The sequence below is a fragment of the Chitinophaga solisilvae genome (genome assembly GCF_009928525.1).
GTDB classification, from domain to species: Bacteria; Bacteroidota; Bacteroidia; order Chitinophagales; family Chitinophagaceae; genus Chitinophaga; species Chitinophaga solisilvae.
In genome coordinates, this window is record NZ_JAABOK010000013.1 from 184,950 (window position 1) to 211,789 (window position 26,840).

At 48.6% G+C, this 26,840-nt stretch carries 23 protein-coding genes; 12 read left to right on the forward strand and 11 right to left on the reverse strand.

The window, feature by feature from the left end:
• Positions 1 to 294 precede the first annotated feature (294 nt).
• Together GWG06_RS24340 and GWG06_RS24345 are read left to right on the forward strand one after the other, a co-directional pair.
• Positions 295 to 657, forward strand: coding sequence for a hypothetical protein (locus tag GWG06_RS24340; RefSeq protein WP_160716605.1), 363 nt, complete (start codon positions 295 to 297; stop codon positions 655 to 657).
• Positions 658 to 909: 252 nt separating this feature from the next.
• Positions 910 to 1,851, forward strand: a complete 942-nt coding sequence (locus GWG06_RS24345) for a DUF6268 family outer membrane beta-barrel protein (RefSeq protein WP_160716607.1) — start codon at positions 910 to 912, stop codon at positions 1,849 to 1,851.
• A gap of 238 nt (positions 1,852 to 2,089) precedes the next feature.
• On the opposite strand, the gene GWG06_RS24350 is transcribed toward GWG06_RS24345, so the two are convergent.
• The 3 genes from GWG06_RS24350 to lepB all read right to left on the reverse strand — a co-directional run bounded on the left by GWG06_RS24350 (position 2,090) and on the right by lepB (position 5,182).
• Complete coding sequence (locus GWG06_RS24350) at positions 2,090 to 3,049, reverse strand: tetratricopeptide repeat protein (RefSeq protein ID WP_160716609.1); 960 nt, start codon at positions 3,047 to 3,049, stop codon at positions 2,090 to 2,092.
• A gap of 327 nt (positions 3,050 to 3,376) precedes the next feature.
• Positions 3,377 to 3,862: a cytidine deaminase gene (gene cdd / locus GWG06_RS24355; protein WP_160716611.1), complete on the reverse strand. Its 486-nt coding sequence runs from the start codon at positions 3,860 to 3,862 to the stop codon at positions 3,377 to 3,379.
• A gap of 129 nt (positions 3,863 to 3,991) precedes the next feature.
• Positions 3,992 to 5,182: a signal peptidase I gene (lepB, locus tag GWG06_RS24360; protein ID WP_160716613.1), complete on the reverse strand. Its 1,191-nt coding sequence runs from the start codon at positions 5,180 to 5,182 to the stop codon at positions 3,992 to 3,994.
• Between the two features lie 184 nt (positions 5,183 to 5,366).
• On the opposite strand from lepB, the gene GWG06_RS24365 reads away from it, so the two are divergent.
• Positions 5,367 to 6,251: a MerR family transcriptional regulator gene (locus GWG06_RS24365; protein ID WP_160716615.1), complete on the forward strand. Its 885-nt coding sequence runs from the start codon at positions 5,367 to 5,369 to the stop codon at positions 6,249 to 6,251.
• Here the strand turns inward: GWG06_RS24365 and GWG06_RS24370 are convergent.
• Both GWG06_RS24370 and GWG06_RS24375 read right to left on the reverse strand, forming a co-directional pair.
• Positions 6,233 to 6,883 carry an alpha/beta fold hydrolase gene (locus tag GWG06_RS24370; RefSeq protein ID WP_160716617.1) on the reverse strand — a complete coding sequence of 217 codons (651 nt, stop codon included), beginning with the start codon at positions 6,881 to 6,883 and terminating at the stop codon, positions 6,233 to 6,235. The genes GWG06_RS24365 and GWG06_RS24370 overlap by 19 nt on opposite strands.
• A 4-nt stretch (positions 6,884 to 6,887) precedes the next feature.
• Positions 6,888 to 8,072: a sigma-54-dependent transcriptional regulator gene (locus GWG06_RS24375; protein ID WP_127041574.1), complete on the reverse strand. Its 1,185-nt coding sequence runs from the start codon at positions 8,070 to 8,072 to the stop codon at positions 6,888 to 6,890.
• A 211-nt stretch (positions 8,073 to 8,283) separates the two neighbouring features.
• Here GWG06_RS24375 and GWG06_RS24380 point away from each other — a divergent pair, with 211 nt between their 5' ends.
• The 3 genes from GWG06_RS24380 (at position 8,284) to cysM (ending at position 10,640) form a co-directional block, all read left to right on the forward strand.
• Positions 8,284 to 8,856, forward strand: coding sequence for a GrpB family protein (locus GWG06_RS24380; protein ID WP_160716619.1), 573 nt, complete (start codon positions 8,284 to 8,286; stop codon positions 8,854 to 8,856).
• Between the two features lie 80 nt (positions 8,857 to 8,936).
• A complete protein-coding gene (locus GWG06_RS24385; protein ID WP_127041578.1) occupies positions 8,937 to 9,749 on the forward strand; it encodes a serine O-acetyltransferase in 813 nt (270 codons plus the stop codon).
• 9 nt (positions 9,750 to 9,758) lie between these two features.
• On the forward strand, positions 9,759 to 10,640 hold the full coding sequence (gene cysM / locus GWG06_RS24390) for a cysteine synthase CysM (protein ID WP_127041580.1): 882 nt from the start codon (positions 9,759 to 9,761) through the stop codon (positions 10,638 to 10,640).
• 140 nt (positions 10,641 to 10,780) lie between these two features.
• Here the strand turns inward: cysM and GWG06_RS24395 are convergent, their stop codons facing one another.
• Complete coding sequence (locus tag GWG06_RS24395) at positions 10,781 to 11,764, reverse strand: pyruvate dehydrogenase complex E1 component subunit beta (protein WP_127041582.1); 984 nt, start codon at positions 11,762 to 11,764, stop codon at positions 10,781 to 10,783.
• A 213-nt stretch (positions 11,765 to 11,977) separates the two neighbouring features.
• On the opposite strand from GWG06_RS24395, the gene GWG06_RS24400 reads away from it, so the two are divergent.
• Positions 11,978 to 12,592 carry a hypothetical protein gene (locus GWG06_RS24400; protein WP_160716621.1) on the forward strand — a complete coding sequence of 205 codons (615 nt, stop codon included), beginning with the start codon at positions 11,978 to 11,980 and terminating at the stop codon, positions 12,590 to 12,592.
• Between the two features lie 101 nt (positions 12,593 to 12,693).
• Here the strand turns inward: GWG06_RS24400 and GWG06_RS24405 are convergent, their stop codons facing one another.
• Positions 12,694 to 13,866: an acetyl-CoA C-acyltransferase gene (locus GWG06_RS24405; RefSeq protein WP_160716623.1), complete on the reverse strand. Its 1,173-nt coding sequence runs from the start codon at positions 13,864 to 13,866 to the stop codon at positions 12,694 to 12,696.
• A gap of 341 nt (positions 13,867 to 14,207) precedes the next feature.
• Between GWG06_RS24405 and dnaG the strand changes: the two genes are divergently transcribed.
• Positions 14,208 to 16,181 (forward strand): DNA primase, encoded by a 1,974-nt coding sequence (gene dnaG, locus GWG06_RS24410; RefSeq protein ID WP_160716625.1) that lies wholly within the window; start codon positions 14,208 to 14,210, stop codon positions 16,179 to 16,181.
• A gap of 15 nt (positions 16,182 to 16,196) precedes the next feature.
• On the opposite strand, the gene GWG06_RS24415 is transcribed toward dnaG, so the two are convergent.
• Together GWG06_RS24415 and GWG06_RS24420 are read right to left on the reverse strand one after the other, a co-directional pair.
• The gene (locus tag GWG06_RS24415; protein WP_127041590.1) at positions 16,197 to 16,691 is read right to left on the reverse strand and encodes a dihydrofolate reductase; all 495 of its coding nucleotides are present in this window, start codon (positions 16,689 to 16,691) and stop codon (positions 16,197 to 16,199) included.
• Between the two features lies 1 nt (position 16,692).
• Positions 16,693 to 17,514: a thymidylate synthase gene (locus GWG06_RS24420; RefSeq protein WP_127041592.1), complete on the reverse strand. Its 822-nt coding sequence runs from the start codon at positions 17,512 to 17,514 to the stop codon at positions 16,693 to 16,695.
• A 338-nt stretch (positions 17,515 to 17,852) separates the two neighbouring features.
• On the opposite strand from GWG06_RS24420, the gene GWG06_RS24425 reads away from it, so the two are divergent.
• Both GWG06_RS24425 and GWG06_RS24430 read left to right on the forward strand, forming a co-directional pair.
• Positions 17,853 to 20,849 (forward strand): SusC/RagA family TonB-linked outer membrane protein, encoded by a 2,997-nt coding sequence (locus GWG06_RS24425; RefSeq protein ID WP_127041594.1) that lies wholly within the window; start codon positions 17,853 to 17,855, stop codon positions 20,847 to 20,849.
• 31 nt (positions 20,850 to 20,880) lie between these two features.
• Entirely contained in the window at positions 20,881 to 22,197 is a 1,317-nt protein-coding gene (locus GWG06_RS24430) for a RagB/SusD family nutrient uptake outer membrane protein (RefSeq protein WP_160716627.1), read from the forward strand.
• A gap of 241 nt (positions 22,198 to 22,438) precedes the next feature.
• On the opposite strand, the gene GWG06_RS24435 is transcribed toward GWG06_RS24430, so the two are convergent.
• Positions 22,439 to 23,617 carry a proline dehydrogenase family protein gene (locus GWG06_RS24435; protein ID WP_160716629.1) on the reverse strand — a complete coding sequence of 393 codons (1,179 nt, stop codon included), beginning with the start codon at positions 23,615 to 23,617 and terminating at the stop codon, positions 22,439 to 22,441.
• Between the two features lie 183 nt (positions 23,618 to 23,800).
• Here GWG06_RS24435 and GWG06_RS24440 point away from each other — a divergent pair, with 183 nt between their 5' ends.
• Both GWG06_RS24440 and GWG06_RS24445 read left to right on the forward strand, forming a co-directional pair.
• Positions 23,801 to 24,583, forward strand: coding sequence for a FecR family protein (locus GWG06_RS24440; RefSeq protein WP_160716631.1), 783 nt, complete (start codon positions 23,801 to 23,803; stop codon positions 24,581 to 24,583).
• A 34-nt stretch (positions 24,584 to 24,617) separates the two neighbouring features.
• Entirely contained in the window at positions 24,618 to 25,466 is an 849-nt protein-coding gene (locus tag GWG06_RS24445; RefSeq protein WP_160716633.1) for a dienelactone hydrolase family protein, read from the forward strand.
• 126 nt (positions 25,467 to 25,592) lie between these two features.
• Here the strand turns inward: GWG06_RS24445 and GWG06_RS24450 are convergent, their stop codons facing one another.
• Positions 25,593 to 26,621 (reverse strand): sugar phosphate isomerase/epimerase family protein, encoded by a 1,029-nt coding sequence (locus GWG06_RS24450; protein ID WP_160716635.1) that lies wholly within the window; start codon positions 26,619 to 26,621, stop codon positions 25,593 to 25,595.
• Positions 26,622 to 26,840: the final 219 nt, after the last annotated feature.

The following is a 26,840-nucleotide window of genomic DNA, read 5'->3' on the forward strand; positions in this document are numbered from 1 at the left end:
CCCGGTGAAACTGCCACAACACAAAGAAAATTATAGATAATACCAGTATTAATAAGGAGCATAACGCTAAGGTTATCAGCAGTAATATTTTAACAGCAATCATCTTCTTCTTTTTGTATTCAAAAGTATAAGTCTGTAAATTCCCGCTGTTGTAAAAAGAGTAGTCTGATTTGCGTAATCTGTATTTTTTCCGGTATGCCAATGCCACGCTGCTGTAGCAATACGTTAGGTTACTTTAACTTTAATATGCCGACCCTATAGGCATCCCTTATTCTTAACCCAAATCAAACCCTTATGAAAGTCTTATCATTTACCTGTGTTTTGTTTGTACTGTTATTTGCTGCCAACCCTGCTACTGAAGCCCTCGCAAAGGATTCTACAGCCGTGGCTCCCGCCAGGGCGCGCGTGCATGTGACGCTGACCTTATCCCAAAAAATACTGGGAATAGATGTGGCCATCCTTACTGCGCTGTATGATGTAAAAAATCTTACTACCGGCGAATATGGCACCATTATCAATGCCAATCATAAGGATGTGGTAGTACAGGCCGGAGATGTGCTTTATGTGAACACATTAAGCTCTCCACTGTCTATTTACTATACTGTTACCGCTGCAGACATTGCCAGTGGCTTCATTAAAGTATCTATTCTTTCCTGACATGCCGACTTCTTTCTATCTCCCTGTTAATAATTTTTATTAACAGGGAGATAGCTTTTTGTTATTTCCCTGCATTCCGGCTTATGCTTATAAGATATTGTCATGGTCTATAGTAGCAGAAAACGTAACTATTTTTACAGTATACGTATTTTCCGACAGCTCTCTTAAAAACAATACGAATCATGTAAATCACTATCCGTTTAGTGCAAATGGTTCCTCCGGCACTTCACTTCTTTTGCATTAAAAAAACACATGAACAAAACACTTGTATACAGGCTTACCGGTTGTATGATGTTATTCCTTTTTTTATTCTCCTGGAAAACACAGGCCCAGCTAAGGATAACAACCGTTCAGGTGAGTGCTGAATATGTACCGTCTTCCAGGTATATCCGGCCGGAAGACAGTGTAAAAACGCATCATACCACAACACAGCAACGTATCAATACAGCACTTGGATTTTCATTGTACAATCGTATCGATACCGCTACCGGGGCTGTCAGATCGCTCACGGGCATCATCAGCGGCAGTTACTCCAGGTGGCAGCACAAGGATTATGAAAGGGCTGTTTTCCCGGAAGAATTATTTGCCGGTGATCTCGGTCTGAGTTATTACCGCACGCTCCGCAACCGCTGGGCGTTCCTGGGCATGGCATCTGCCGGCATCTATTCTGATATGAAGGAGATAGATGGTAATGATATTTTCATCAATGCCGGTGGCGCCTTCATCAAACAATTCAGGCCCAACTTCGCACTGGGATTTGGTTTGTTTGTCAACACCAGTTTCGGCAATCCGATGGTATGGCCCACCCTGCTGGTACAATGGAAAATGGGCGGACGCTACAAACTCAATATCAACGTGCCCGACAAAGGCCCGGGACTGGCTTTCAATGTGGGCGTTACCAGAATATTCAGTAAACAATACGAACTCTCACTCGCCTTCAAGCCACGCCAGATGACCTATGATATCACCCGCCTCACCGACGATAAAAGACTCATGAGTTATTGGGAACTTCCCATCGGCATTGAAAACCGCTGGCACCTCAAAAACATCGACCTCTTCATCGGTGGCGGCATCATGCCTCTCCGGTCCGCTGAATTTGAAGAAAAACAAGTATCTAAAATGTTCTCCCGCCGCCCCGGCCACAAACTCGCCACCAACGGGTACTTCAATATTGGTTTCCAGTGGAAGCTGTAGGTTATTTTATTATTTTATTATTTGAGATTTCTCTCCAATCAGTATTTACCTAAAACTTCAGGTACATATTGATCAGAAAGAAAATCTCAAATAATAAAATAATAAAATGAAAGCGCTGCGACTGTGGAGGGTCGCAGCGCTGGCAGCTTGCAGCCGCCGTGGCCAAAACTGCCGAAGAAAATACCACAGTAAGCAGCGCAGCGAAAAAGGAGCTTGCCATCCTTAATGCGCTGTTTTTTCATCTCTCTACACTGTGGCAAATATTGTTATTACCGTTAATTGTTTTTTCAACTATACCCATTGTCAGGGCTTTATCACAGAGGGTTTCACCTTTCGCCTGCTCACCTGCACCTATATACGATTTTCCGAGCATAAACATAGTAAAACCATTTGTCGGTTGCAAGTGTAATATCTTTTCCCAATGAATTACCGCCTCGTTATAATATCCTTTATTGTAACAGGCATGTGCCAGGTTAAATAATACCTCTTCATCATCCGGACGAAGCTGCTGCGCTTTCCGCAAACAGCTGATGCCTTTGTCTGCCTGCTGCAGTCGCAGCCACGTTACGCCCATATTCAGCCAAAAGCCTGCATCCTGCGGATATCCCAGTGCAGCAGCTTTTTCAAAGGAGACAATGGCATTGTGACAGTCTGCGGTATTGAACCACATCATGCCCAGCCTGTACCAGGCGTCGGTATGCATACTGTCTAACTGCAGGTCTTCCAGATAATAGTGTATGCTTTCCCGGTAGTTACCCCGTTGTGCATATATCTGCGCCAGCAAATAGGGAACAGCCCTGTTGCGGGGTTCTTCTTCCCTTGCCTGCTGCAATGCTTCCACCGCATTTTCATATTGCTGCAGGTAATAAAAGCTCGTGCCTATCCGCAGACTCATACTATCCGCACCCAGCTGCTGCGCCTTACGGCAACATATCAGTGCGTCCGCATATAATCTCTTACCAAAGTAAATATCTCCCAGTTCACTATAGGCAGCAGTAAAGCTGCTGTCAGCTCTGATGGCTGCTATAAAGCATTTCCGGGCCTGTTCTTCCCTGCCTGATTTCCTGAAGGCAACGCCTTCCCTGTAAAAATGACGGGCTTTGTTACGCACACCCGGCAACGGATATGCAAGCACATTGTTCACAGTATTACATAGCATCACAACATGAAAACATAGGAACAGGATACGGGTCATCATGATACGGCATTGCGCCAAAGATAATAAATATATTTAATTATTTATTTATTTGAGATTTGAGTGAAGATTTACGGATTTTGGAATTTTTTGATTTACGGATTTATTAAATGCAGCGGAGATATTGGCGGAGATGAAGGATTTGCGGATTTTGGATTTTTTTGATTTACGAATTTGTTTAAATGCAGCGGAGATATTGGCGGAGATGAAGGATTTACGGATTTTGGAATTTTTTGATTTACGAATTTGTTTAAATGCAGCGGAGATATTCGGGTAGCTCTTCGCTGCATTTAATAAATCCGTAAATCAAAAAATTCCAAAATCCGTAAATCATTTAAGATTGGTGGAGGAGAAAGCCAGCGGCAGCAGGTCGTTGGCGTGGTGTACGATGTATACTTTTCCGGAGAGGCCGCCGAGGATCAGGCGAATGGGTGCTTGCTGGCGGCTTTCGTATTCTGCGAGGGTTTGCCTGCAGATACCACAGGGAGAGATCGGGCTGGAGCTGTCGCCGTTGATATTGTGATAGCTCACCGCGATGGTGTCGATAGCAACCCCGGGATATACGGAGGAAGCGGCGGAGAGTGCTACGCGTTCTGCGCAGATGCCTACAGGAAAGGAGGCATTCTCCTGGTTGGTGCCTGTAATGGTTTTACCGTTGGCCAGCCTGATGATTGCGCCTACCTGAAAATGAGAATAAGGCGCATAGGCATGTTGTGTTACTTTCTGCGCTTCTTTCAGCAACCAGGCATCCTCTGCTTCAAGGGCTGTAATATCGTTGTATACGAGGTAGTCGAATTGTTGGAGTTGTTTTTCCATATTTGATAATTTTCGTGTAGCCTTTGCCGGGATATGGTCTGTAAGGAGTGTCTGCCCGGGGTAAAGACAAGTACGGACCGGCAGCTGGCCGGTCCGTAAGTTACTTTAAAATGTATTTACTGCAATTGCCTATTTGATATTTCTGAAGAGACGGCTCCAGCGGATACCGTTTTCTCCGTAGCTCATCCAGATGAGCCATGCCTTACCAACTACGTGATCTTCCGGTACAAAGCCCCAGAAGCGGGAATCCAGGGAATTGTTACGGTTATCCCCCATCATCCAGTAGTAGTTCATTTTGAAGGTATAGCTATCAGCAGGTTGTCCGTTGATGATAAATTTACCGTCTTTTTTCTCCAGCGTATTGCCTTCGTATACGCGGATGATGCGGTCGTAGAGAGCGATATTGCTTTCATCCAGCTTAACGGAAGCACCCTTCTTCGGAATGTACATAGGGCCGAAGTTCTCATCGGTCCATTTGAAATGCACGCTGTCATGCGGGAAAACCATGTTGTAATTGAATTCCGCATACTGTGATTCTTCGTATGGAGTAATATTCTTTACAATAGGGAACTGTTTCAGTGCCGCTACGTTTTCCGGAGTCAGGTTGTATACGTACTTGTTGCCGCTTTCGAAAGTGTATTCAGGGCCGGTGATACCCAGTTCATCCAGGCGGCTGCTGTTAAGCTGATCGCCGGAAGTTTCCACCACATATTTATGCTGGCTGCCCGGTGGTACCGGAGCAGCTTTGCCGTTGATGATTACCTGGCCGTGTACAATCTGGATGGTATCGCCTGCCTGGCCCATGCAACGTTTGATATAGTTCTCCCGCTTATCTACCGGGCGGTGAATGATCTTGTAGGAGTTCTGAACGGATTGCCAGCCGGTCAGTCTTACCATGTTATAATAACTCGGATCCGGTGCATCAATGGCTACCGTATCGCCTTCCGGGAAGTTGAATACCACCACGTCGTAACGCTTGATATCAGAGAAGCCCGGCAGACGTCTGTACTTCCACTGTACCGCCTCGGAGTATGCCTTGGTGGATTTGGTGAAAGGCATGGTATGATGCACAAACGGCATCGCCAGCGGCGTCATCGGAATACGGGGACCGTAACTGATTTTGCTGACAAACAGGAAATCGTTTACCAGCAATGTCTTTTCCATCGAAGGAGTAGGAATTGTATAGGCCTCAAAAATAAAAGTGCGGATAAGCGTGGCAGCTATGATAGCGAATATACCAGCGTCTAACCATTCTCTTGCCGTAGATTTCTTTTTCTTTGGCTGACCGTCCTTATTTTTTTTCCAAAATGCCAGGTTCATTCAGTTGGGCGTATTAGATGCTTAAAAAGGCAAATATAATATTCTGTCGCTAGTGAGTGGCTTTTATTCCCCAAAAGTTTTCTTAAAAATACCTTAAACAGGGCTTTTAAAAACATTAAAACAAAATACCATATATGTATTCACCCCTTAATCCCCTAAATTTGCCGGATACCGAACTATATTTGTGAATACCTTTACCATTAAAGATATTGAAAACTTCACCGGTATAAAGGCGCATACCATACGCATCTGGGAGCAGCGCTACCAGCTGTTCAGGCCCAGGAGGAAAGATACCAACCATCGCGTTTATGATAAGGAAGATCTGAAAGCGTTATTACGTGTAGCCTATTTATACCATCACGGAATCAAGATTTCGCGCATAGCCGCTTTATCCGAAGCGGAACAGAATAAGCTGTCCGTCGACCTTTCCTCCGGAGAAGAAAAGCACGGACTGTATGTGAATGAACTGATTGCCGCCACGCTTGACTTTGACCAGCAGCGTTTCGAAGGCCTTTTCCAGCGCATTTTAAGGCACACAGGCATGGAAACCTGTATGACCCGGATAATCCTGCCCTTTCTGGAGAAAATGGGTGTATTATGGCTTACAGGCAGTATCATGCCGGCTCAGGAACATTTCTCCGCTGTCATTATCCGTCAGAAAATTATTGCCGCCATAGAAAAGGAAGAGATGAACTATGCGGCAGCAGAGCATTTCCTGCTGTTTCTGCCGGAGGGGGAATTTCATGAGATACCCCTGTTATTTGTCTGCTATCTGCTGAAAAAGCACGGGAAACGGGTCACCAACTTAGGACAGGATGTACCGCTGACCGACCTTGCGCCTTTTATGGCAGCGCAGCGGGTAACACATATTTATACACATCTCACCAGCATTGCAAGGCAGGCGGTGCAGCATTTTACGGAGCAACTGGCCGCCATGTGCCCACAGACCGTCATCCTGCTGGCCGGACCTCAAACGCAGCACATACCACAGCCGCTGCCGGCTAACGTCCGTTTACTGACATCACTGGAAGACCTGTTGGGACTGATACGTCAGCCCAGCACTTCCTGAAGTATGGCATTGATTTTTTCCGCGCGGTTCAGGATCATAAAATGACCGCCGTCGGGAATGACATGCGTGGGTTTCACAAAACGGATCGGGAAGGTATGATCTTTCCCACCGTGGATATGCACTACATCTGCCGGTACCGCCTCGTTTTCCCAATGCAGCACTGTGTTGATGGCCCAGCGCAGATCATGGAAATCGCGGTCTGACAGGTATTCCGTCAGCAACTGCGCTTCTTCCTCCGTTTCCACACTCATGAATTTTTTCACGATCATGCCACGGCGCTGGTACAGCAACTGATCCGGCAGCTGGTGCAGATGCAGCTTCCTGGCCCAGTTGTAATAAAAGGGCTTCTCGGTGGAGTGCTTGATGCTGGAGATAAGGATGGTTTTCTGCACGGGTATCTGCCGGGCTATTTCCAGGCTCATGATACCGCCGAAAGACAGGCCCATTAAAACAACAGGCCCGTCAGCACTGATGCTTTGCGCCATACGCGCGGCATAACTGCTGACAGGCTCGTTTTCCTGCGGCTTTATCCAGGGGAGAAAATGCACCTGATACCCCGGCGGGTACTGCAACCGTTGAAACATACGTTCATCGGCGCCCAGGCCGCTGATCAGGTACAGGTGTGCGGACATATTATCAGGAGTTTACTTTTTTCTTTTCGCGGTTAGGCACAACAAAATCATCCACATCTTCCACGGTAATGGTTTTACCGGAAAGGATGACCAGTCTTTCCACCACATTACGCAGTTCACGGATATTACCGGACCAGTTATGGTTCTGCAGCGCTTTCATGGCGTCTTTATCAATAGCCTTACGCCCGATGCCGTATTCCGCGCAAACGGTATCCAGGAAGCTGTCTACCAGCAACGGAATATCCTCACGGCGGTCATTCAGCGCAGCTACATGGATCAGGATAACGCTCAGGCGGTGGTAGAGGTCAAGGCGGAAATTTTTATCCTCCACTTCGCGGAGCAGGTCTTTATTGGTAGCAGCTACCACGCGCACGTCTACACTGATTTCCTTATCGCCGCCCACACGGGTGATCTTACCTTCCTGCAGGGCGCGTAATACTTTGGCCTGTGCGCTGAGGCTCATATCTCCGATTTCGTCGAGGAAGAGCGTACCACCGCTGGCCTGTTCAAATTTGCCAATACGTTGTTTTACCGCAGAAGTAAAGGAGCCTTTCTCATGGCCGAACAATTCACTTTCAATCAGTTCGCTGGGAATGGCTGCGCAATTCACTTCCACCATAGGTCCGGAGGCGCGGTTGCTGCGCTCGTGCAGCCAGCGGGCCACCAGTTCCTTACCTACGCCGTTTTCACCGGTAATCAATACGCGGGCATCGGTAGGCGCTACTTTCTCGATAGTTTCCTTGATCTTGGAAATAGGAGCTGAGTCACCTATCATTTCCGGTACCTTGTTCACTTTCCGGCGCAGGGTTTTGGTTTCAGTCACCAGCGTGGTTTTATCCATCGCATTGCGCAGGGTGATGAGCAGACGGTTCAGATCCGGTGGTTTGGAGATATAATCGTAAGCACCTTTTTTTACGGCGTCCACCGCGGTATCAATATTACCGTGGCCGGAAACCATTATAATAGGAACGTCCGGGTTAACTTCCCTGGCTTTCTCCAGGAATTCCAGGCCGTCCATTTTGGGCATTTTAATATCACACAATACGGCATCGTATTGTTTACCCTGGAACATTTTAAAACCTTCCACGCCATCAGCAGCTTCTTCCACCTTGTATCCCTCGTAGGACAGGATTTCAGTAAGGGTTTTACGGATACTTTTTTCGTCGTCTATTATTAAAATGTTAGCCATAGTAAGATTTGTAAGTTTGCATTACCGGTGTTCTCAGTAACAATCAGCGCCAAAAATAAAGATAATTCTGATTGAATTGCGGATTTGGCGTTTTACCGGTACAGTAATTTGGAACAGTACGGGAGATAAACGTTTTACTGATTTCTTATAATATAATATGTTCATCTCCCGTTACCGGATCAGTAAGCAGCAATATAAAATTAAAATTATCATGGGAGAAAGGATTGAAATAGTACCGTACAGGAACACATGGCCGGAAGAATATGCCGCGCTGGAGCAGGAGATCAGGGCTGCGCTGGGACCGCTGGCGTTGTCTGTCGATCATATAGGTTCCACCAGTGTACCCGGGCTTTCCGCCAAAGACGTGATAGACCTGCAGGTGACTGTAGCAGACCTGCAGCTGCCGGTAGAAGAGGCGCTGGCAGCTATCGGTTACAGGCGGCTGCCGCATATAACGCAGGATCATCAGCCGCCGGGAAGAACGGATCTGACGACTGCCGATCTGGCAAAACAGTTCTATAAATACAGTAAAAGGAACGTAAATTTACATGTACGCCAGCATGGAAATTTCAATCAGCATTATCCCCTGTTATGCCGGGATTACCTTCGCTCTCATCCCTTTGCTGCCAGGGCTTATGAAGAGATCAAACAGCAGCTGGCGAAATATTTTCCTGATAACGTTGACGCCTATTACGACATAAAAGACCCTGTATTTGATATCATTATGGAAGGCGCATACGAATGGCAAAAAAATCAGCATACCCCTGAAATTTCAAGGAAATGAGACAATAGTCTACTAACTTTACAGGATTTATGAGTAAATTAGTAAACGAACAAAGTGCAACTCTGTAATTCCATCCGCATATGAGTGATTTTTTCGAAGAACTAAAGCGGAGACACCAATTGGCAGCAGCAAATGCTTATCCCGCTACCAGTGCTGTAAGTGATTTTGCCAACAACCTGATTAATTGGTTATTCCCCGAACATACCGGCCAGGTAATGGCCGACCCGGTATTGCTGGAACAGTATGGCCGCCAGCTGGAGATACAGCTGGAGTTACTGTTACAGCCCATGCAACGCCAGCTGCCCGACACAGCAGGTGCTATCAGCCAGTCCTTTATGGGCAGGGTACCGGTAATTTATGACGAGCTGACAAAAGACGCGGAGGCTATCCTCCAGGGCGACCCGGCGGCAACCTGCCTGTATGAGGTCATCCGCGCCTACCCCGGCTTTTACGCGATAGCGTTTTACCGCGTGGCCCATGCCTTGCATGAGCTGCACATTCCGCTGCTGCCCAGGATGATTACGGAACTGGCGCATGCCCGCACGGGTATTGACATTCACCCCGGCGCAGTTATAGCCCCGTGGTGTTGCATAGACCATGGCACCGGTGTGGTAATCGGTGAAACCACCGTGATAGGGCAACATGTAAAGCTATACCAGGGCGTAACCCTGGGTGCGCTGAGCATTGAAAAAAGTATGGCCCTCAGCAAAAGGCATCCCACTATTGAAGATCATGTGGTGATATATGCCGGCGCCACCATCCTCGGCGGAGAAACCATCATCGGCCACCACAGCGTAATAGGTGGCAATGTATGGCTGATCCGCAGCGTGGAACCGTTTTCCCGCATTTATTACAAGGCGGAAAACAAGTTTTCAGAGAGCAATCATGAATAAACAAACTATATGGCATCTATATTGGATCTCGTCGGCAACACCCCGATGGTGCAGCTGAAGAACATCTCGCAGAACCCCGAAGTAACCATTTACGCCAAACTGGAAGGCACCAACCCCGGCGGCAGCGTGAAAGACCGAGCAGCCTACGGCATGATAAAAGGTGCGCTGGACCGCGGAGAAATCAAAGCCGGCACCAAACTCATTGAAGCTACCAGCGGCAACACCGGCATCGCGCTGGCCATGATCGCCAGTATCTTCGGTATCGAAATAGAACTAGTTATGCCCGAAGATGCCACCCAGGAAAGGGTATTAACGATGGAGGCCTACGGCGCTAAAGTAATACTGACGCCCAAGGAGAAATCCATGGAAGGGTCTATCGACTATGCCAACGAACGCGTTGCAGCAGGCGGATACTTCATGCTCAACCAGTTCGCCAACCCCGACAACTACGGTATGCATTACCGGACTACCGGCCCTGAAATATGGAAAGATACCGATGGTAAAATCACCCACTTCGTGAGCGCCATGGGTACCACCGGCACCATCATGGGTGTATCCCGGTTCCTCAAGGAAAAAAATCCCGGTATTCAGATCGTTGGCTGCCAGCCTACAGAAGGCTCCCGCATCCCCGGTATCCGCAAATGGCCGGAAGAATACCTGCCTAAAATATTCGATAAATCAAGAGTGGATATCACCATGGACATTTCCGAAGCAGAAGCCCGGACCATGACCAAACGCCTCGCCCGGGAAGAAGCCGTTTTCTGCGGCATGAGCAGCGGAGGCGCCGTAGCCGCCGCCGCCAGACTATCCGGCGAACTTCGTAGCGGCGTAATCGTTAGCATCATTTGCGACCGCGGAGACAGATATTTGTCGAGTGACCTTTTTGTATAATTACGAATTGCGAATTACGAATTACGAATGTAGTTCGAAGATAAAAGCAAAGACCGAAGCGGATACTTTACAGTATGATCGCTTCGGTCTTTGCTTTTATCTTCGAACTACATTCGTAATTCGCAATTCGTAATTCGTAATTACTTCCTCATGTACATTACTTCCTTCACCAGCTTCACAGTACGTTCTACGTCCGGCAGGTATAATTTTACCAGGTTGGGTGCGTAGTGCATGGGAGCATCCGGAGCAGTGATGCGGCGGATAGGGGCATCCAGGTAGTCGAAACCTTCTTTCTGGATACGGTAAGCAATTTCAGAAGAAACGCTGGAGAATGGCCATTGTTCTTCCACGATCACCAGGCGGTTGGTTTTCTTCACTGATTCCAGGATAGTGAACCAATCCAGCGGGCGGATGGTGCGGAGGTCGATCACCTCTGCTTCAATGCCTTCTTTTGCCAGCTCTTCAGCCGCGCCCAGTGCAACTTTCATCATTTTGTTGTAGGAAACGATGGTCACATCTTTACCGGCACGTTTGATATCAGCCTTTCCGATAGGGATGATGTATTCTTCTTCAGGTACTTCACCCATATCACCGTACATCACCTCACTTTCCATGAATACAACCGGGTCGTTATCGCGGATAGCCGCTTTCAGCAAACCTTTTGCATCGTATGGATTGGAAACGGAGATTACTTTCAGGCCGGGAATATTGGCGTAGTAACTTTCAAAAGCAGTGGAGTGCTGCGCTCCCAACTGTCCGGCAGATCCGTTAGGTCCGCGGAAAACGATAGGACAGCCGATCTGCCCGCCACTCATGGCCAGCATTTTAGAAGCTGTATTGAGGATCTGATCCAACGCCAGTGCAGCGAAGTTCCAGGTCATAAATTCCACGACAGGACGCAGGCCGTTCTGAGCAGCACCTACTCCGATCGCAGCAAATCCAAGTTCAGCAATCGGCGTGTCGATAACGCGTTTTGGACCAAACTCATCCAGCATTCCCTGGCTCACTTTATAAGCACCATTATATTCGGCTACTTCCTCTCCCATAAGGAGTACCCGTTCATCACGGCGAAACTCCTCCTGCAGGGCTTCTCTTAAGGCTTGTCTGAAAGCTATCTGACGCATGCTATTCTTAATAAAGTTTGAAAGTTTAAATGCCTGATTGTTGTAAGGCAGGGCAAAAATATCGTTTGTTCCTGAAAAAAGCAAAGATTACTCCCATCCATCCCCTCAATACGCCCTCCTCCGGCCTTTTAAACAGATGAATATTTTTTATTATAAAAAAACAATATATTTATACGCTAAAATACTATTACCGCCGCCTATCCCTTTGCCACTATGATTACCATTACCATCCTGACGATCTGTTTCCTGATCGCCCTGTCCTGCAAAATCAAAAAAGTAAAAGTACCGGAACTGCGTGTACTCACCTGGTACATTCATCTTATTTTCCTGGTACTTTCCGCTATCTGTCTGCTGCTCATGGCCAACGACATGGGCTTCAAAGGTACGCAGACGGAACGCATCATCTTCACCCTCTACGCTGGCAGCGGCATGATACTCTACGGCTTCAGCAAGCCCGATACCGATGCCCGCTACGCCTACCTCCTCTCCTTCTTCGGCTTCCCCTTCCTGCTCCTCTTCGGTATACTACTGCCTCCCCTCCGTACCCTTACCCTCGTCATCACCCTCACCCTTCTGTCCGACAGCCGGTTTCACCGCTATAAAATCGATGACGACTATGCCCTGCAAACCAAAACCAGCGGCATCCTCGCGCCACAACCTGCCTACAGCATTATTACCGACAAATACTGGTTCTTTGAAAAAATATCCTCCGGCATCATTCCACCTACCGCAACCGGCAACATCCGTTTGCAGAAAATAAACACAGATAGTGTCAGGATTAGTGTGGGGGGGAAGAATTACGAATTACGAATTGCGAATTACGAATGAGGAGCGAAGATGAAAGCGGATAAAGAATTTACTTCTCCGCTTTCATCTTCGCTCCTCATTCGTAATTCGCAATTCGTAATTCGTAATTTGAAACAAAAGCTTTACAGCCTTTCAATAATTATTGCACTCGCACCTCCGCCTCCGTTGCAGATAGCGGCTGCGCCGTATCTGGCTTTATTTTCGTGCAGGATGGAGTTCAGGGTTACTACGATGCGGGCGCCGCTGCAACCGATCGGGTGGCCTATAGCTACAGCTCCTCCCCATACGTTTACCTTATCCAGGGAAATACCCAGGTCTTTTGCATTGGCAATAGGGACGCAGGAGAAGGCTTCGTTTACTTCCACGAAGTCGATATCGTTCATTTTCAGGTTGGCTTTGGACAGCGCATTGTTCATGGCTTTCACCGGTGTGGTGGTAAACCATTCAGGCGCCTGTGAGGCATCTGCAAAGCTGATGATCTTAGCCAGCGGCTTCAGTCCGAGTTCCTTCAGTTTCTCTCCGCTTACCAGCACTACTGCAGCTGCTGCATCGTTCAGGTTGGAAGCGTTGGCGGCAGTGATGGTGCCATCTTTCTGGAAGGTAGGCTTCAGCGCAGGCACTTTTTCATAGATCACTTTTTTGTAATCTTCATCTTCTGCAAAGACGGTAACGGTTTTACCCGGAATTTCTACCGGTGCAATCTCGTTTTTGTACAGTCCGTTTTCCCAGGCGTAGGCAGCGCGCTTATAGCTTTCGATGGCGTAGGCGTCCTGGTCTTCCCGGGTGATGTGGTATTCTTTCGCGCAGATTTCGCCGGCGTTGCCCATATGAAAATCCTGGTAGGGATCCCAGAGGCCGTCGCGCAGGATGCTGTCGGTCACGGTACCATGGCCCAGCCTGTAGCCGGTGCGGGCTTTATCGAGGTAATAGGGCGCAGCGCTCATATTTTCCATACCGCCGGCTACTACGACGTCGTTATCACCCAGCAGAATGCTTTGCGCACCCAGCATGATGGCTTTCATACCGGAAGCGCATACCTTGTTGATGGTAGTGCCGGGAACATTATTGGGTATACCCGCCGCCAGACTGGCCTGCGTAGCAGGCGCCTGTCCCAGGTTGGCACTGAGCACATTTCCCATAAATACCTCATTCACCTGTGCGGCATCCACACCTGCTCTTTCCAGTGCTACCTTAATAACCGTAGCGCCCAGCTTTACGGCGGAAATACCTGATAAAGCGCCATTGAAAGATCCAATGGGAGTACGGGCTGTAGCTACTATAAATACTTCTTTCATCTGATTTATAAGATTGATTTGGCTTAATGGATAATCTTCCAAATATAAGGAATTGGAAATTGGAAAATTTCTTCCGGCATTTGTAATTAACTAAGGAAGGATAACAGAAACTTTAATATACCCCGGTAATTACCGGTACAAAAAGATAAAATTCAATGACAGGGAAAAATTAACAAACATCTGAAAAATCCGGCCGGCATCCTGCAGGCTGACAGCCGGTCAAAAAAGTATCATTTTAATATTCCGCCGGAGGCATTATTTTACACTTAACCCGTCAAAATACAGTTAAGTGTAACGGAAAGACTAAAAATCTGATGTAAATTTGCAGTTGCACCTAGAACATGATATCTCAAAACTCCATACAACAGATCCTCAGCCGCATTGATATTGTGGACATCGTGGGTTCTTTTGTGAAACTGAAGAAAAGAGGCGCCAACTATATGGGCCTCTGTCCTTTTCACAACGAGAAGTCGCCATCCTTCACCGTATCTCCCAGCAAAGAGATCTACAAATGCTTCGGTTGCGGCAAAAGCGGCAACTCGATCAGCTTTATTATGGAGCATGAGAAGTACTCCTACGTGGAAGCCATTAAATGGCTCGCACAGAAGTACCAGGTGGAAATTGAGGAAACGGAAGTCAGCCCGGAGCTGAAACAATACCAGCAGCTGTCAGACAGCCTGTTTATCATCAACAGCTTCGCCAAAGAGTATTTTGTGGATACTCTCTTCAACCGGGAAGAAGGGCAGAACGTAGGGCTGAGCTATTTTGAAGAACGCGGGTTTACGGAAGAAACTATCCGCAAATTCCAGCTGGGGTATTGCCTTAACGAGCGCGACGCCTTTGTGCAGACAGCGCTGGCCAAGGGCTACAACCTGGAATACCTCCAGAAAACAGGGCTGGTCACTATCCGCAACGAGCAGCCGGCAGATAACTACCGCGGCCGCGTGATCTTCCCGATTCATAACCAGTCCGGGAAAATACTGGGCTTTGGTGCGCGTATCCTGGTAAAATCAGACCGCGCCCCCAAATACATCAACTCTCCTGAAAACGAGATATATGTCAAAAGCCGCGTGCTGTACGGCACTTACTTTGCGCGGCACGCCATCGACAAACTCAATGAGTGCCTGCTCGTAGAAGGATATACGGACGTTATTTCGCTGCACCAGGCAGGGGTGGAGAATGTGGTCGCTTCCAGCGGTACCTCCCTCACCCAGGACCAGCTGCGGCTCATAAAGAAATATACCAACAACCTCACCATCCTTTACGACGGGGACAGCGCCGGCGTGAAAGCCGCGCTACGAGGACTCGACCTCGCCATTGAAGAAAGCCTGAATGTAAAACTGGTACTGCTGCCGGATAAAGAGGATCCGGACAGCTATGTACAACGCATCGGCGCCGCTGCTTTCCGCACTTTTATTGATGAGAACAAGCAGGACTTCGTGCTGTTCAAGCTGCAGGTAAGCATGCAGGAGGCCGGGAATGACAGTACTAAAAAGTCGCAACTGGTAAATGAAATCGCGGAAACTATTTCCAAAATAGACAAGGCGGAAGATTTTACCCGGCAGCAGGATTATATCCGGCAGTGCAGTCAGTTGCTGAAGATAGATGAACAGGGACTGGTAACCCTTGTCAATAAATTTATCCGGGAGCGGCTTGTTAAAAAAGAGCAGGCAGCTGCGCGTAACGCGCCGGCAGCGCCGGATGAAGAAGACATCCTCAGCGATGAAGCCATCGCCGCCATGGAAGCTGCAGAAACCGGTGTTTCCATTTCCTCCCTGCTCAATAAAGATGAGAAACAGGAAAAGGAACTGGTGAAAATACTCCTGCGCTTCGGCGATAAAATTTTCAGTGAAGAAGATAACAGCTCTGTCGCGGATTACATCTTCCGCCTGCCCTATGATTTTGAATCGCTGGCAGACAATGAAATGGTAAAACGTATCCTGCGGGAATACAAGCAGCTGTATGATGAAGGCAACCAGCCTGATAAAAAATGGTTTCTTTATCACCAGGACCAGGACCTGAGTAAATACACGGCCCTGATTATGGAAGATAAGGAGGCAGACCTCAGCGTCAACTGGAAAGAACGGTTTGAAATAGATACCATATATGGCGACAATGCCTACCTGAAAGATACCATCTCCACTACCAACTATCTTATTCTCCGCAAGATCAAAAAACTGATCATGGAAAACCAGGAAGAAGCGGAACGTTCCACAGACATGGATCAGATCATGCGTTGCCTGGAAATGCAGGTGCATTTGAAAGGACTGGAGAAAGAACTGACCCAGGGCCTGGGCACCGTTATTTTCAAATAGCCGTTACCGTAAATATTACCTGATTCGTTCCCATACCTGGAAGGAGAAGGGGTATTCATTCTTCTCATCCGCTTCATGGCGCTCATCGCTCACAAGATTCCATTCGCTCCCGTGTATAACGGGGAAGAAAGCATCGCCCGGCACTACCGCATATACCCGTGTGAGATAGATACGGTCTATCTGCTGCCAGGCAGCTTCAAATATCTGGGAACCACCGGTGATGAAAATTTCCGGCACATCATATCCGGCCGCGGCTTCAATGGCGGCGGCAACAGACGGCACAACGGTTACCCCGTCCGGATGGTAGTCCTGCTGCCGGGTAATCACGATGTTAGGGCGGCCTGGCAACGGTTTGCCCAGCGAGTCAAAAGTTTTGCGGCCCATGATGATGGGTTTCCCCAGCGTGGTGCTTTTGAAATACTTCAGGTCGGTAGACAGGCGCCAGGGCAACTGGTTATTGATACCAATTGCATTATTTTCCGAGGCAGCCACAATAATGGATACGGTCATATCAGATAGCTACTGGTGCTTTAATAGCGGGGTGGAACTGGTAGTTCACGAGTTCAAAATCTTCATACTTAAAGGCAAACAGATCTTTCACTTCCGGGTTGATTTTCATGACCGGGAGCGGGAATGGCTGTCTGCTCAGCTGCAGCTGCGCCTGTTCCATATGATTGCTGTAGAGGTGTACATCCCCGAAGGTGTGTATAAAATCACCGGCGTCGAGGTTGCATACCTGCGCCATCATCATGGTGAGCAGCGCATAGGAAGCGATATTGAAAGGCACGCCCAGGAATACGTCTGCGCTGCGCTGATACAGCTGACAGCTCAGCTTACCGCGGGTTTCACCTTTAGTGGTATCGGGCGGCGTCACATAAAACTGGAAGAGGCAGTGGCAGGGGCTTAACGCCATCTGCGGCAGATCGCCTACATTCCATGCATTCACGATGATACGGCGGGAATCAGGATTATTGCGGATAGTGTCCAGCGCAATGGAGATCTGATCAATGACTTCACCGCTGCGGGTTTCCCAGCTGCGCCACTGTTTGCCGTACACAGGTCCGAGGTCGCCGTTTTTATCGGCCCATTCATCCCAGATACTTACGCCGTGTTCCTTTAACCAGGCGATGTTGGTATCGCCTCTCAGGAACCACAATAATTCATATATGATAGATTTGAGGTGCAGCTTCTTGGTAGTAACCACAGGAAAGCCTTCCTGCAGATTAAATCTCATCTGGTAGCCAAAAACGCTGGTAGTACCGGTTCCGGTACGATCCGTTTTTATGCTGCCCTCATTAATAATATGTTGTAATAAAGATAAATACTGATCCATACGGCGGCAAGTTACGAAGAAAGCGAAAAAAATATAACACAAATAACCCAAACAAAAAAAGTGGAATCAATACATTTTTTCGTAAACTACCGCCCAAATTAATCAGTTACAACGAATAAAAGATAGGAAAAACCTGTATGGTACAGTTTCGTGAACGAAAAGCCTGAATAACCGGAACACTGTGCTGAGAAGAAGACCCGACAGACAAATTTAACAACTATTGAACAACCAAAATTTGACGGACCAAAATCTTATTTCCCCATTCATTTAAAATCAATCACGCTGATGATAGTGTAACCGCGTTTTTATCAATACATATTTCTAAACAATTTCATGCTATGCTTCTACCAAAATCCAGCGTGCTGGTGCTGTTATGCCTATGCAGCTCCCTCGCACTATTAGCACAACAGAATCTGACAGGAAAAATCAGGGATGCAGCGAGCGGCACTCCTATTCCGGGCGCCACCATCCGTGTACCCGGCAGTACCAGGGGCGCCATCTCTGATGCCGGCGGTAATTATACCCTCAGTATCCCTTCCGGCACCTCGCGGCTGACCGTGAGTTTCACCGGTTACAAAACACAGAATGTTGCTGTTCCTCCCGGAGCCGCCACCCTCAATGTGGCACTGGAAGAGGACTTTGCCAAACTTGACGAAATTGTGGTGACCGGCCTCGCCACCAATATCAAACGAAGTAACCTGGCCAATGCGGTGGCCACCATCTCCGGAAAAGAGCTGACAGGCGTTGCACCGGCACAGACCTTCGATGCGGCCCTCAGTGGAAAAATTCCGGGCGCCCTCATCACAGCCAACTCCGGCGCCCCCGGCGGCGGTATCTCCGTGAAACTCCGTGGGATCACTTCTGTATTCGGCAACTCCCAGCCACTGTATGTGGTTGACGGCGTTTTCTTCAACAACAGCAGTATTCCGGCCGGACTGAACGACGTTACCGGCGCGGCTACCGCAGGGAATCCCAATAACCAGGATAACCCCTCCAGCCGTATTGCCGACCTCAATCCGGAAGATATTGAAAACATCGAGATCCTGAAAGGTGCTTCTGCTGCCGCTTTATACGGCGCCAAAGCAGCGGCAGGCGTTATCAACATCACCACTAAAAGAGGAAAGGCAGGTAAATCAAAAGTAACCTTCAACCAGGAAGTGGGCTTTGTGAAAGCACGCCATCTGCTGGGCGTCCGCAAATTTACCCCGGAAACAGCCGCAGATATGGGCGGCAGCGCCAGCGACCCCGATCCTGATGTAATTGCCAACCGCGCCAGGCTCAAAGGATTATATGAAACCGCCAAAGCGGCCGGCAAATTATATGACTACGAAAAAGAACTCTATGGCAGAACCGGGCTGCTGCTCAATACCGGCGTATCTCTCAGCGGAGGCTCCGAAAAAACTACCTTCTACCTCGGCGCCAACCGCCGCCAGGAAGAGGGGATCGTGAAAAACACCGGCTACTTCAACAACTCCGTACGCCTGAATATAGATCACAAACTTACAGATCGTATATCCATCGGCGTTACTACCAATTATATCAATTCATCTGCAGACCGCGGTCTGACCAATAACGATAACAACGGCGTATCCTATGGCGTGGCGCTTTCTACCACTCCGGAATTTGTTGAACTGCATCCTAACGAACTGGGTGAATATCCCCGCAACGGGTTTGCTTCTTCCAACCCGCTGGAAACAAGGGATAAAATGATTAACAACGAAAATACCAACCGCTTTGTAGGAGGTACCAACCTTGACTTCCGCCTGCAACAGAGCGATCACTCCACTACCAAACTGGTAGTACGCGCCGGCGTAGACTACTTCAACCTCAAAACCATGGCTATCTTCCCAAGAGATCTGCAATTTGAGGAAAAAGGCCAGCAGGGCCACTCTATTCAGGGTAATACCAACAACACCAATACCAATCTGGCGGGTTTTCTTGCCAACACATTCACGCCAAACGAACGGCTGACATTAGTGTCTACCTTAGGCGCCACCCTCGAAACCGGCAGCCTGGACAATCTGGTTACTACCGCTACCAACCTGGTGAACAGACAAACCAACGTAGATGCCAGTGGTAATACCGCCACCCGTCAGTTCCGTCAGAAATACCGCGACAACGGTATCTTCGTGCAGGAAGACCTCTCCTTCCTGGATGCCTTCACCCTCAGTGCCGGCGTGCGTTTCGACCGGTCTACCAACAACGGTGACTACCAGAAATACTACGTATTCCCTAAAGGCGCCTTCTCCTGGAACATCACCAAAATGAAGTTCTGGCAGGCAGACAAAGTGGATAACCTGAAACTCCGCATCGCCTACGGCCAGTCCGGTAACGTACCTCCCTACGGCAGTAAGTTCACCGGTATGCTCGGCAGCAACATCGGCGGTAATGCCGGTATCCTGGTAGATAACCTGCAGGGTAACCCCGATATTAAACCGGAGCGCCAGACAGAACTGGAAACAGGTCTTGATTTCACCCTGTTCAACGGCCGCGTGGGACTGGAAGCCAGTTACTACAACAAGAGAATTTACGATGTACTGCTGCTCCACGCCCTGCCCGCTTCCAGCGGCTATGCACTGGAATGGAAAAATGCCGGCGACCTCACCAACCAGGGGGTGGAACTCGGACTCAGTATAGTGCCTGTCAATACTCCCGCTGTTAAGTGGACATCCAATATCAACTGGTGGTTCAACAGGTCTAAAGTCACCAAACTCGTTATCCCGCCTTATTCTATTGGCGCATTCGGTAACTCGCTCGGAACATTCTACCTGGAAGAAGGACAGCCTGCCACACAGATCAAAGGCACCGTGGGCACTGAACTGAAACTGATCGGTAATGCAGAACCTAAATTCCAGATGAGCTTCTACAATGAAGTTACCTTCCTGAAAAACCTTTCCCTCCGTTTCCTGATTCACTGGAAAAACGGCGGTAACAATATCAATCTCTCCCAACTGCTTTCAGACGGAGGTTTCACCTCTCCGGATTATGACGACCTGATAGATGGTAAGAAAGCCGGCCAGTACAGACCCAATGCAGGCGATGCGGGCGTATATGTACAGAGCGCTGCGTATGTGCGTATACGTGAGATCGGCCTGTACTACAATGTACCGTTGAAAAACAATAATGTAGTAAAAGGGCTGAGACTGGGCATTTCTGCCAATAATTTCTTCACCTGGACAAAATATGCGGGTTATGATCCGGAAGTTTCCAACTTCGGCAGCAATACCCTGACTACCGCACAAAGCCGCGGCAGCAACGGGTTATCAACCGGAGTAGATGTAATGCCGTTCCCTGCTTCCAAAAGAGCCAGCTTCCATCTGGGAATTGATTTCTGATCATCATCCAATTATTCAAAACTGACATTTTATGAAGAAGATATTCGTATATACATTAGGGTTAGCGGCGGTTTTTTCAGCCTGCCAGAAGGGCCCCATCAACAGTCTGAATACGCCGATTGTGAGCGAGGTGATTGTTAACCCTACCAAAAGCGACCTGTTCAACCTGGCTACCGGTGCGGAATCCGGCATGCGTACCAGCTTAGGCACCTATCTGGATGCCATCAGTATCATAGGCCGTGAGACATACCGTTTTTCAGGGTCCGAACCCCGCTGGACTACCGACATTATGGGAGGCGGCACTAAAGCACTTGACAACAACACTTTTTACCTGACCAACCCCTGGGCTAACCGCTACCAGGTAATGCGCCAATGCTTCATTCTGCTGGAATCACTGAAAACCACGCGGGATGAAATAGCTACCGACAAGCAACGCAAGGCTTTTTCCGGCTATGCTAAAACGCTCATCGGTTATCAGCTGCTGCTGAATTTTACCATGACATATACCAACGGTATCAGGGTACCGGTTGCCATCGGGGAAGCACAGGGGCCTATCATTACAGATCCGGCTGCCGCGCTGGCTGCCATCAGCAAATTCCTGGATGATGGTAAAGCGGATCTTACCGGCTCGGAGGTGATTTTTCCATTGTCTGACGGATTCCAGGGCTTCAAAAGTGCAGCAGGGCTGATTAAATTCAACCGCGCCATCGCTGCCAGGGTTTATGCCTACCGCCAGCAATGGGCAGAGGTGCTGACAGCCCTGAATGAATCCTTCTTTGATCTGAATGGTAAGTTCAACGATGGTATCTATCATACTTATTCTACCAGCGGCGGCGACCAGACCAACCCGCTCTACCTGCAACTTAATTCCACCGGGGAAGTGAGGGTAGCGCAACCCAGGTTTGCGGCCGAGATCACTCCGGGCGATGACCGTATCAATAAAACCGCTCTCCGCAACCAGCCTGCCAGCAGCGGCGGCCTGACCGGCAACCGTGACCTCACCCTGTGGCCGTCGCTGAATGCGCCTATCACCATTATCAGAAATGAAGAACTGGTGCTGCTCTACGCAGAAGCCAAGGTTCAGCTCAATCTGCTTCCGGATGCCATCGTAGCACTGAACAGAATACGTCTCGGCCATAACGTATCGGTTATTCCCACTACCCCCACACCGACACAGGCTTCCCTGATTACGGAAATGCTCACGCAAAGACGCTATTCCCTGTTCGCAGAAGGCCATCGCTGGGTAGACCTCCGCAGATACAACCTGCTGAGCACCCTCCCCAAAGACAGGCCCGATGATGATGTATGGACCATGTTCCCACTTCCTCAAAGCGAAACAGCCAAATAGTAATCATTTGGTTATTTGATTATTTGAGATTTTACATAAATCAGGAAGCCCCCTGGAATATTTTGGGATTTTCGGATTTTCAAATTTTGAAATTTTAAAAAAAATGCAGCGGAGATATGAAAGTCTTCGCTGCATTTTTTTAAATCTCAAAATTTGAAAATCCGAAAATCCCAAAATATTCCAGGGGGCTTCCTGATTTATACAAAATCTCAAATAACCAAATAACTAAATAACCAAATAATCAGATGCCTCTTCTCTTCATTTCTTTTCTGATGAGGCCCAGTTCACGGCCCATCTGACCGGCGATGGAAGTGTTCTCCTGTGCGCGGCGGATCAGGTATGGCATTACATCTTTTACAGGTCCGTATGGGAGATATTTGGTAACGGTATAACCTGCGTGTGCGAGGTTGAAAGTGATATTATCGCTCATACCCAGCAGCTGTGAAAAGCTCACATGCGGATGGTTATGCGGAATATTTTTAGCGTCCATGGTACGGGCAGCAAGCATGCAGCTGTCTTCGTTGTGTGTACCGATGAATACGCCGAGTTTATCGATATTATCCAGGCAGAGTTGTACGGCAGCATTGTAATCCTTGTCAGTAGCAGCTTTGCTTGGCTGAATAGGCGTAGGATAATTATTTTCGGCAGCGCGTTTGTTTTCCTTTTCCATGTATGCACCACGCACCAGTTTGGCGCCCAGGAGGTAACCCGCTTTGGTGGCTTTATCCAGCGACTTGCGCAGGAAATCAAAACGATCATGGCAGTACATCTGGAAGGTATTGTAAACGATGACGTGTTCTTTGTTGAACAGCGACATCATTTCATCGGTGAGGTCATCTACCGGTTTCTGGATCCAGGATTCCTCCGCATCGATCAGCAGCCCTACTTTAAACTGGGCGGCAGCTTCCGCGATGGAATGAACACGGGAACGTACGCGGATGAATTCCTGCTGCTCCTGTGCGGAGAGCGTGTCGCCACGGTGTACTTTTTCCAGTAATTCGAAACGGGCGAACCCGGTAACTTTAATGGCGATAAATGGAATATCCGGCCGGCTGGCAGCATAGCGGATGGCACGGATAAATTCAGGCACTGCATTATCGTAGCTATGTTCACCCTCCATGGCTTCCACGCCATAGTCGAGCACAACACCCACATGGTAATTTCCCAGCTGCAGGGCAGTGTGCGCTGCTTCTTCCAGCGTTTCCCCACCGCAGAACTGCGAGAAGATGGTATTTTTGATAATCCCTTTGACCGGAAGCCTGAGTTTAAAGGCAAGCGGAGTGAAAATTGCACCCATTTTCACCAGCCATGGCTTTCCGATGTTACTGAACAAAAAGTTGGCTTTTTTTAATGCCTTGTCGGTCTTTGCCTCAAACGCAATAGCCGTATTATCAAACGATAAGGGTAGCTGCTTTTCCATGGGCCGCAAAGTTAGGGTGCAAGCGCGTCTTAAACAAAAATCATTATAATATCAGTATATCTTTTTAATAGCATAAACAGAAATTGTCTATTGCTTCGCAGAAATTGTTACAGTGCCGCTTCCGGCTCCTGTTTATTTTGATTACTTTTAGGGTTTTTCCGTTAAATACAAAAATACCGGCATATGCTATTTAAATCTGATACTACAGTTCGTTACCGGCTGGGTGTTTCCATGTTGCTTTTACTGGCTCTGGCTGCCTGCCATTCCGATAAGCCTGCGAACAATACTGTCAGTCTTCAGCAACCCGGTGTAAAATATACTGTTTACGAAGGGGAGACAGGTCGCCGTAAATCCGTACTGCTGGCCGACAGCACCGTTGTTATCCTCAACTCGGCATCCGTCTTACAGGTCCCTGAAAATTACGGTAAGGGCGGCAGGGCTGTTATCCTCGACGGCGATGCTTTCTTCCGGGTAAAACCTGGTACAGATTCCTTCTCGGTGACTACTGACAAACTGGTGGCCACCGTACTGGGCACCTCGTTTAAAATGCGTTCCTTCTCCAGCCAGCAGGGTGCTACCGTTTACCTGCTTACCGGTAAAATCAGGGTCGGCAAATCCTATCATTCTGCTACAGACAACCAGCCGGAAATACTGGAGCGCGGCCACATGATCCTCGCCAATAAAGAAATAGACCTGATGGAGAAAGAAACCTATCATCCGGAAGAGCTGGAAGCCTGGGTATCCGACACCTTACGCATCAAAGATGCCACACCGATGGCCCTTTCCCGTACCCTGGAAGAATGGTTCGGCATAGAAGTGGACATCCGCGGCGACGCCTCCAAAGCCCGTACCATTACAGAAGCCGTATTCTTCAACGCCCCGCTGGAAGACGTACTGAGCAACCTCAGCGCGCAGCAGGACTTCAAATACAAAATTGACCGGAATAAAGTAGTGCTTACTTTTTAGCATTTTGTAAATTCAGGGAAACAAATTCCCAGGCATGAAAAAACTACTCTTCCTGTTATTACTATCCGGCATTACCCGTTTCGGATATGCCCAGACCCCTTCCTGCTGCCATAACCCTGACGGCGTAACCGCTTTTGCCGCCCTGGGCAGCCAGGAGGAGTTCCGTATGGAACACAAAAACCCGTTACCGTACGTTTACCAGGGTACAGGCGGCGCTGCTGTCACCTTCAACACCCCTGACGGCACACCTGCCAGCGGGTTCCTTTTCAAGGCTAAAAAGCCCTCCCAAAACTACCTGTTCGTATATCATGAGTGGTACGGACTCAATGACTATATCAGGAAAGAGTCAGAGAAACTGTACAACGAGCTGGGAGGCGCTGTAAACGTACTGGCAATAGACTGCTATGACGGTAAGGTAGCCACCAACCGCGAAGACGCCGGTAAACTGATGCAGGCCGCCTCCCGCGCCCGCCTCGGCGCCATCATGCAGGGCGCACTGGACTATGCCGGTAAATCCGCCCGCATCGCCACCGTAGGCTGGTGCTTCGGCGGCTCCCTCTCCCTCTACTCCGGCCTCACCAACGGCGCCCAGAACATCGGCACCGTCATGTACTACGGCATGCCAGAAAAAGATGTCAGCATCCTCAAAACATTACACGGCCCCGTACTCGGCCTCTTCGGCAACCAGGACAAAAGCATCAATCCGGCTGTAGTCAGCGAATTCGAAAAAAATATGCAAGCCGCCGGTAAAACCCTCACGGTTAAACGCTACGACGCCGGCCACGGCTTCGCCAACCCCAGCAACCCGGTTTTTAATGAAGCCGCAACAAAAGACGCATTCGGACTGACGAGCGCGTTTTTGAAAAAAACATATGGGCTTTGAATTGCGAATTACGAATTGCGAATTACGAATGAGGAGCGAAGATGTAAGCGAAGAAGTAAAATTCTTTATCCGCCTACATCTTCGCTCCTCATTCGTAATTCGCAATTCGTAATTCGTAATTCGTAATTAAATCCTTCCCAGTCTCTCCAGCAGCTCCTTCGTCATCCTCACGCCGTCTTCTTCCGACAGCTGTGCACCTTCATATTCTATGCCTATGTAGCCGCCGGTGTAGCCGGCATCCCTTACGATGCGCAGCATTTTGCTGTAGTCGATGCTGGTTTCGTTGCCATCGGCATCGAAGTCGTACGATTTGGCGCTGACGCCTTTGGCGAAGGGCATAAGTTCCTTCACACCTACATAGCGGTCATATTCTTCGAGGCAGGTAGTTTTAGCCCAGGCTTCGGGGGTATTGTTTTCTGGCTTTGTCCTGTTGATGCAGAAATTACCCAGATCCGGCAGGGTACCGCAATTGGGCATATTAACGGTTTTCATAACGCCGCTCAGCCACTTTCCGTTAGAAGAGTAGCCCCCGTGGTTCTCCACAATCACGTTAATGTTATGCTCCTTTCCAAAGGCAGACAGTTTGGAGAGAGACTCCGCAGCCGCTTTGGCCACCTCTTCTGCCGGCCCTTCGCCTGCTGCATTCACGCGGATAGCATGACAGCCCAGATATTGGGCAGCTTCTACCCATTTATAGTGGTTCTCAACGGCCTTCAATCTTTTCTTCACATCGCTGTCACCCATCTCCCCTTCTCCGTCGCACATAATCAGTACACTGCGTACGCCATTGTCATCCGCGCGCTGCTTCATCTCTGCCAGGTACTGCTGATCTTTAGCCTTATCCTTGAAAAACTGATTAACATACTCCACACCGGTAATACCGAATTCATTCTTAGCGCGCGCGGCAAAATCCAGGTGATTCATCTTCCCGGCAAACAATGCCCTGTGAAAGGACCATTCCGCCAGCGAAATCTTAAAGAAAAGGTCTTTGGCCGCATCCATGGCAGCCCCCGCCTCCGCGGAGCTGTCTTTATCCTTCTTCCTCACTGACTTCCCTTCATTACAGGATGCCAGCACACCAGGAATAATACCCAGCCCCATCGTGTATACACCCATTTGCCGCAGAAACTGGCGACGATTGTTCATATTACTCATATAACGTGGTTTTTACCAAACAAGATAGGGTTTATTTGATTATTTGGTTATTTGGTTATTTGAGATTTGTTTCAAAGCAGGAAGCCCCCTGAAGGATTTTCGGATTTTGGAATTTTTTGATTTTCGGATTTATTAAATGCAGCGAAGGTTTTTTGCGAAGATCTCCGCTGCATTTAATAAATCCGAAAATGGTACATGGAGAGCCGGAACCGGAAAAAG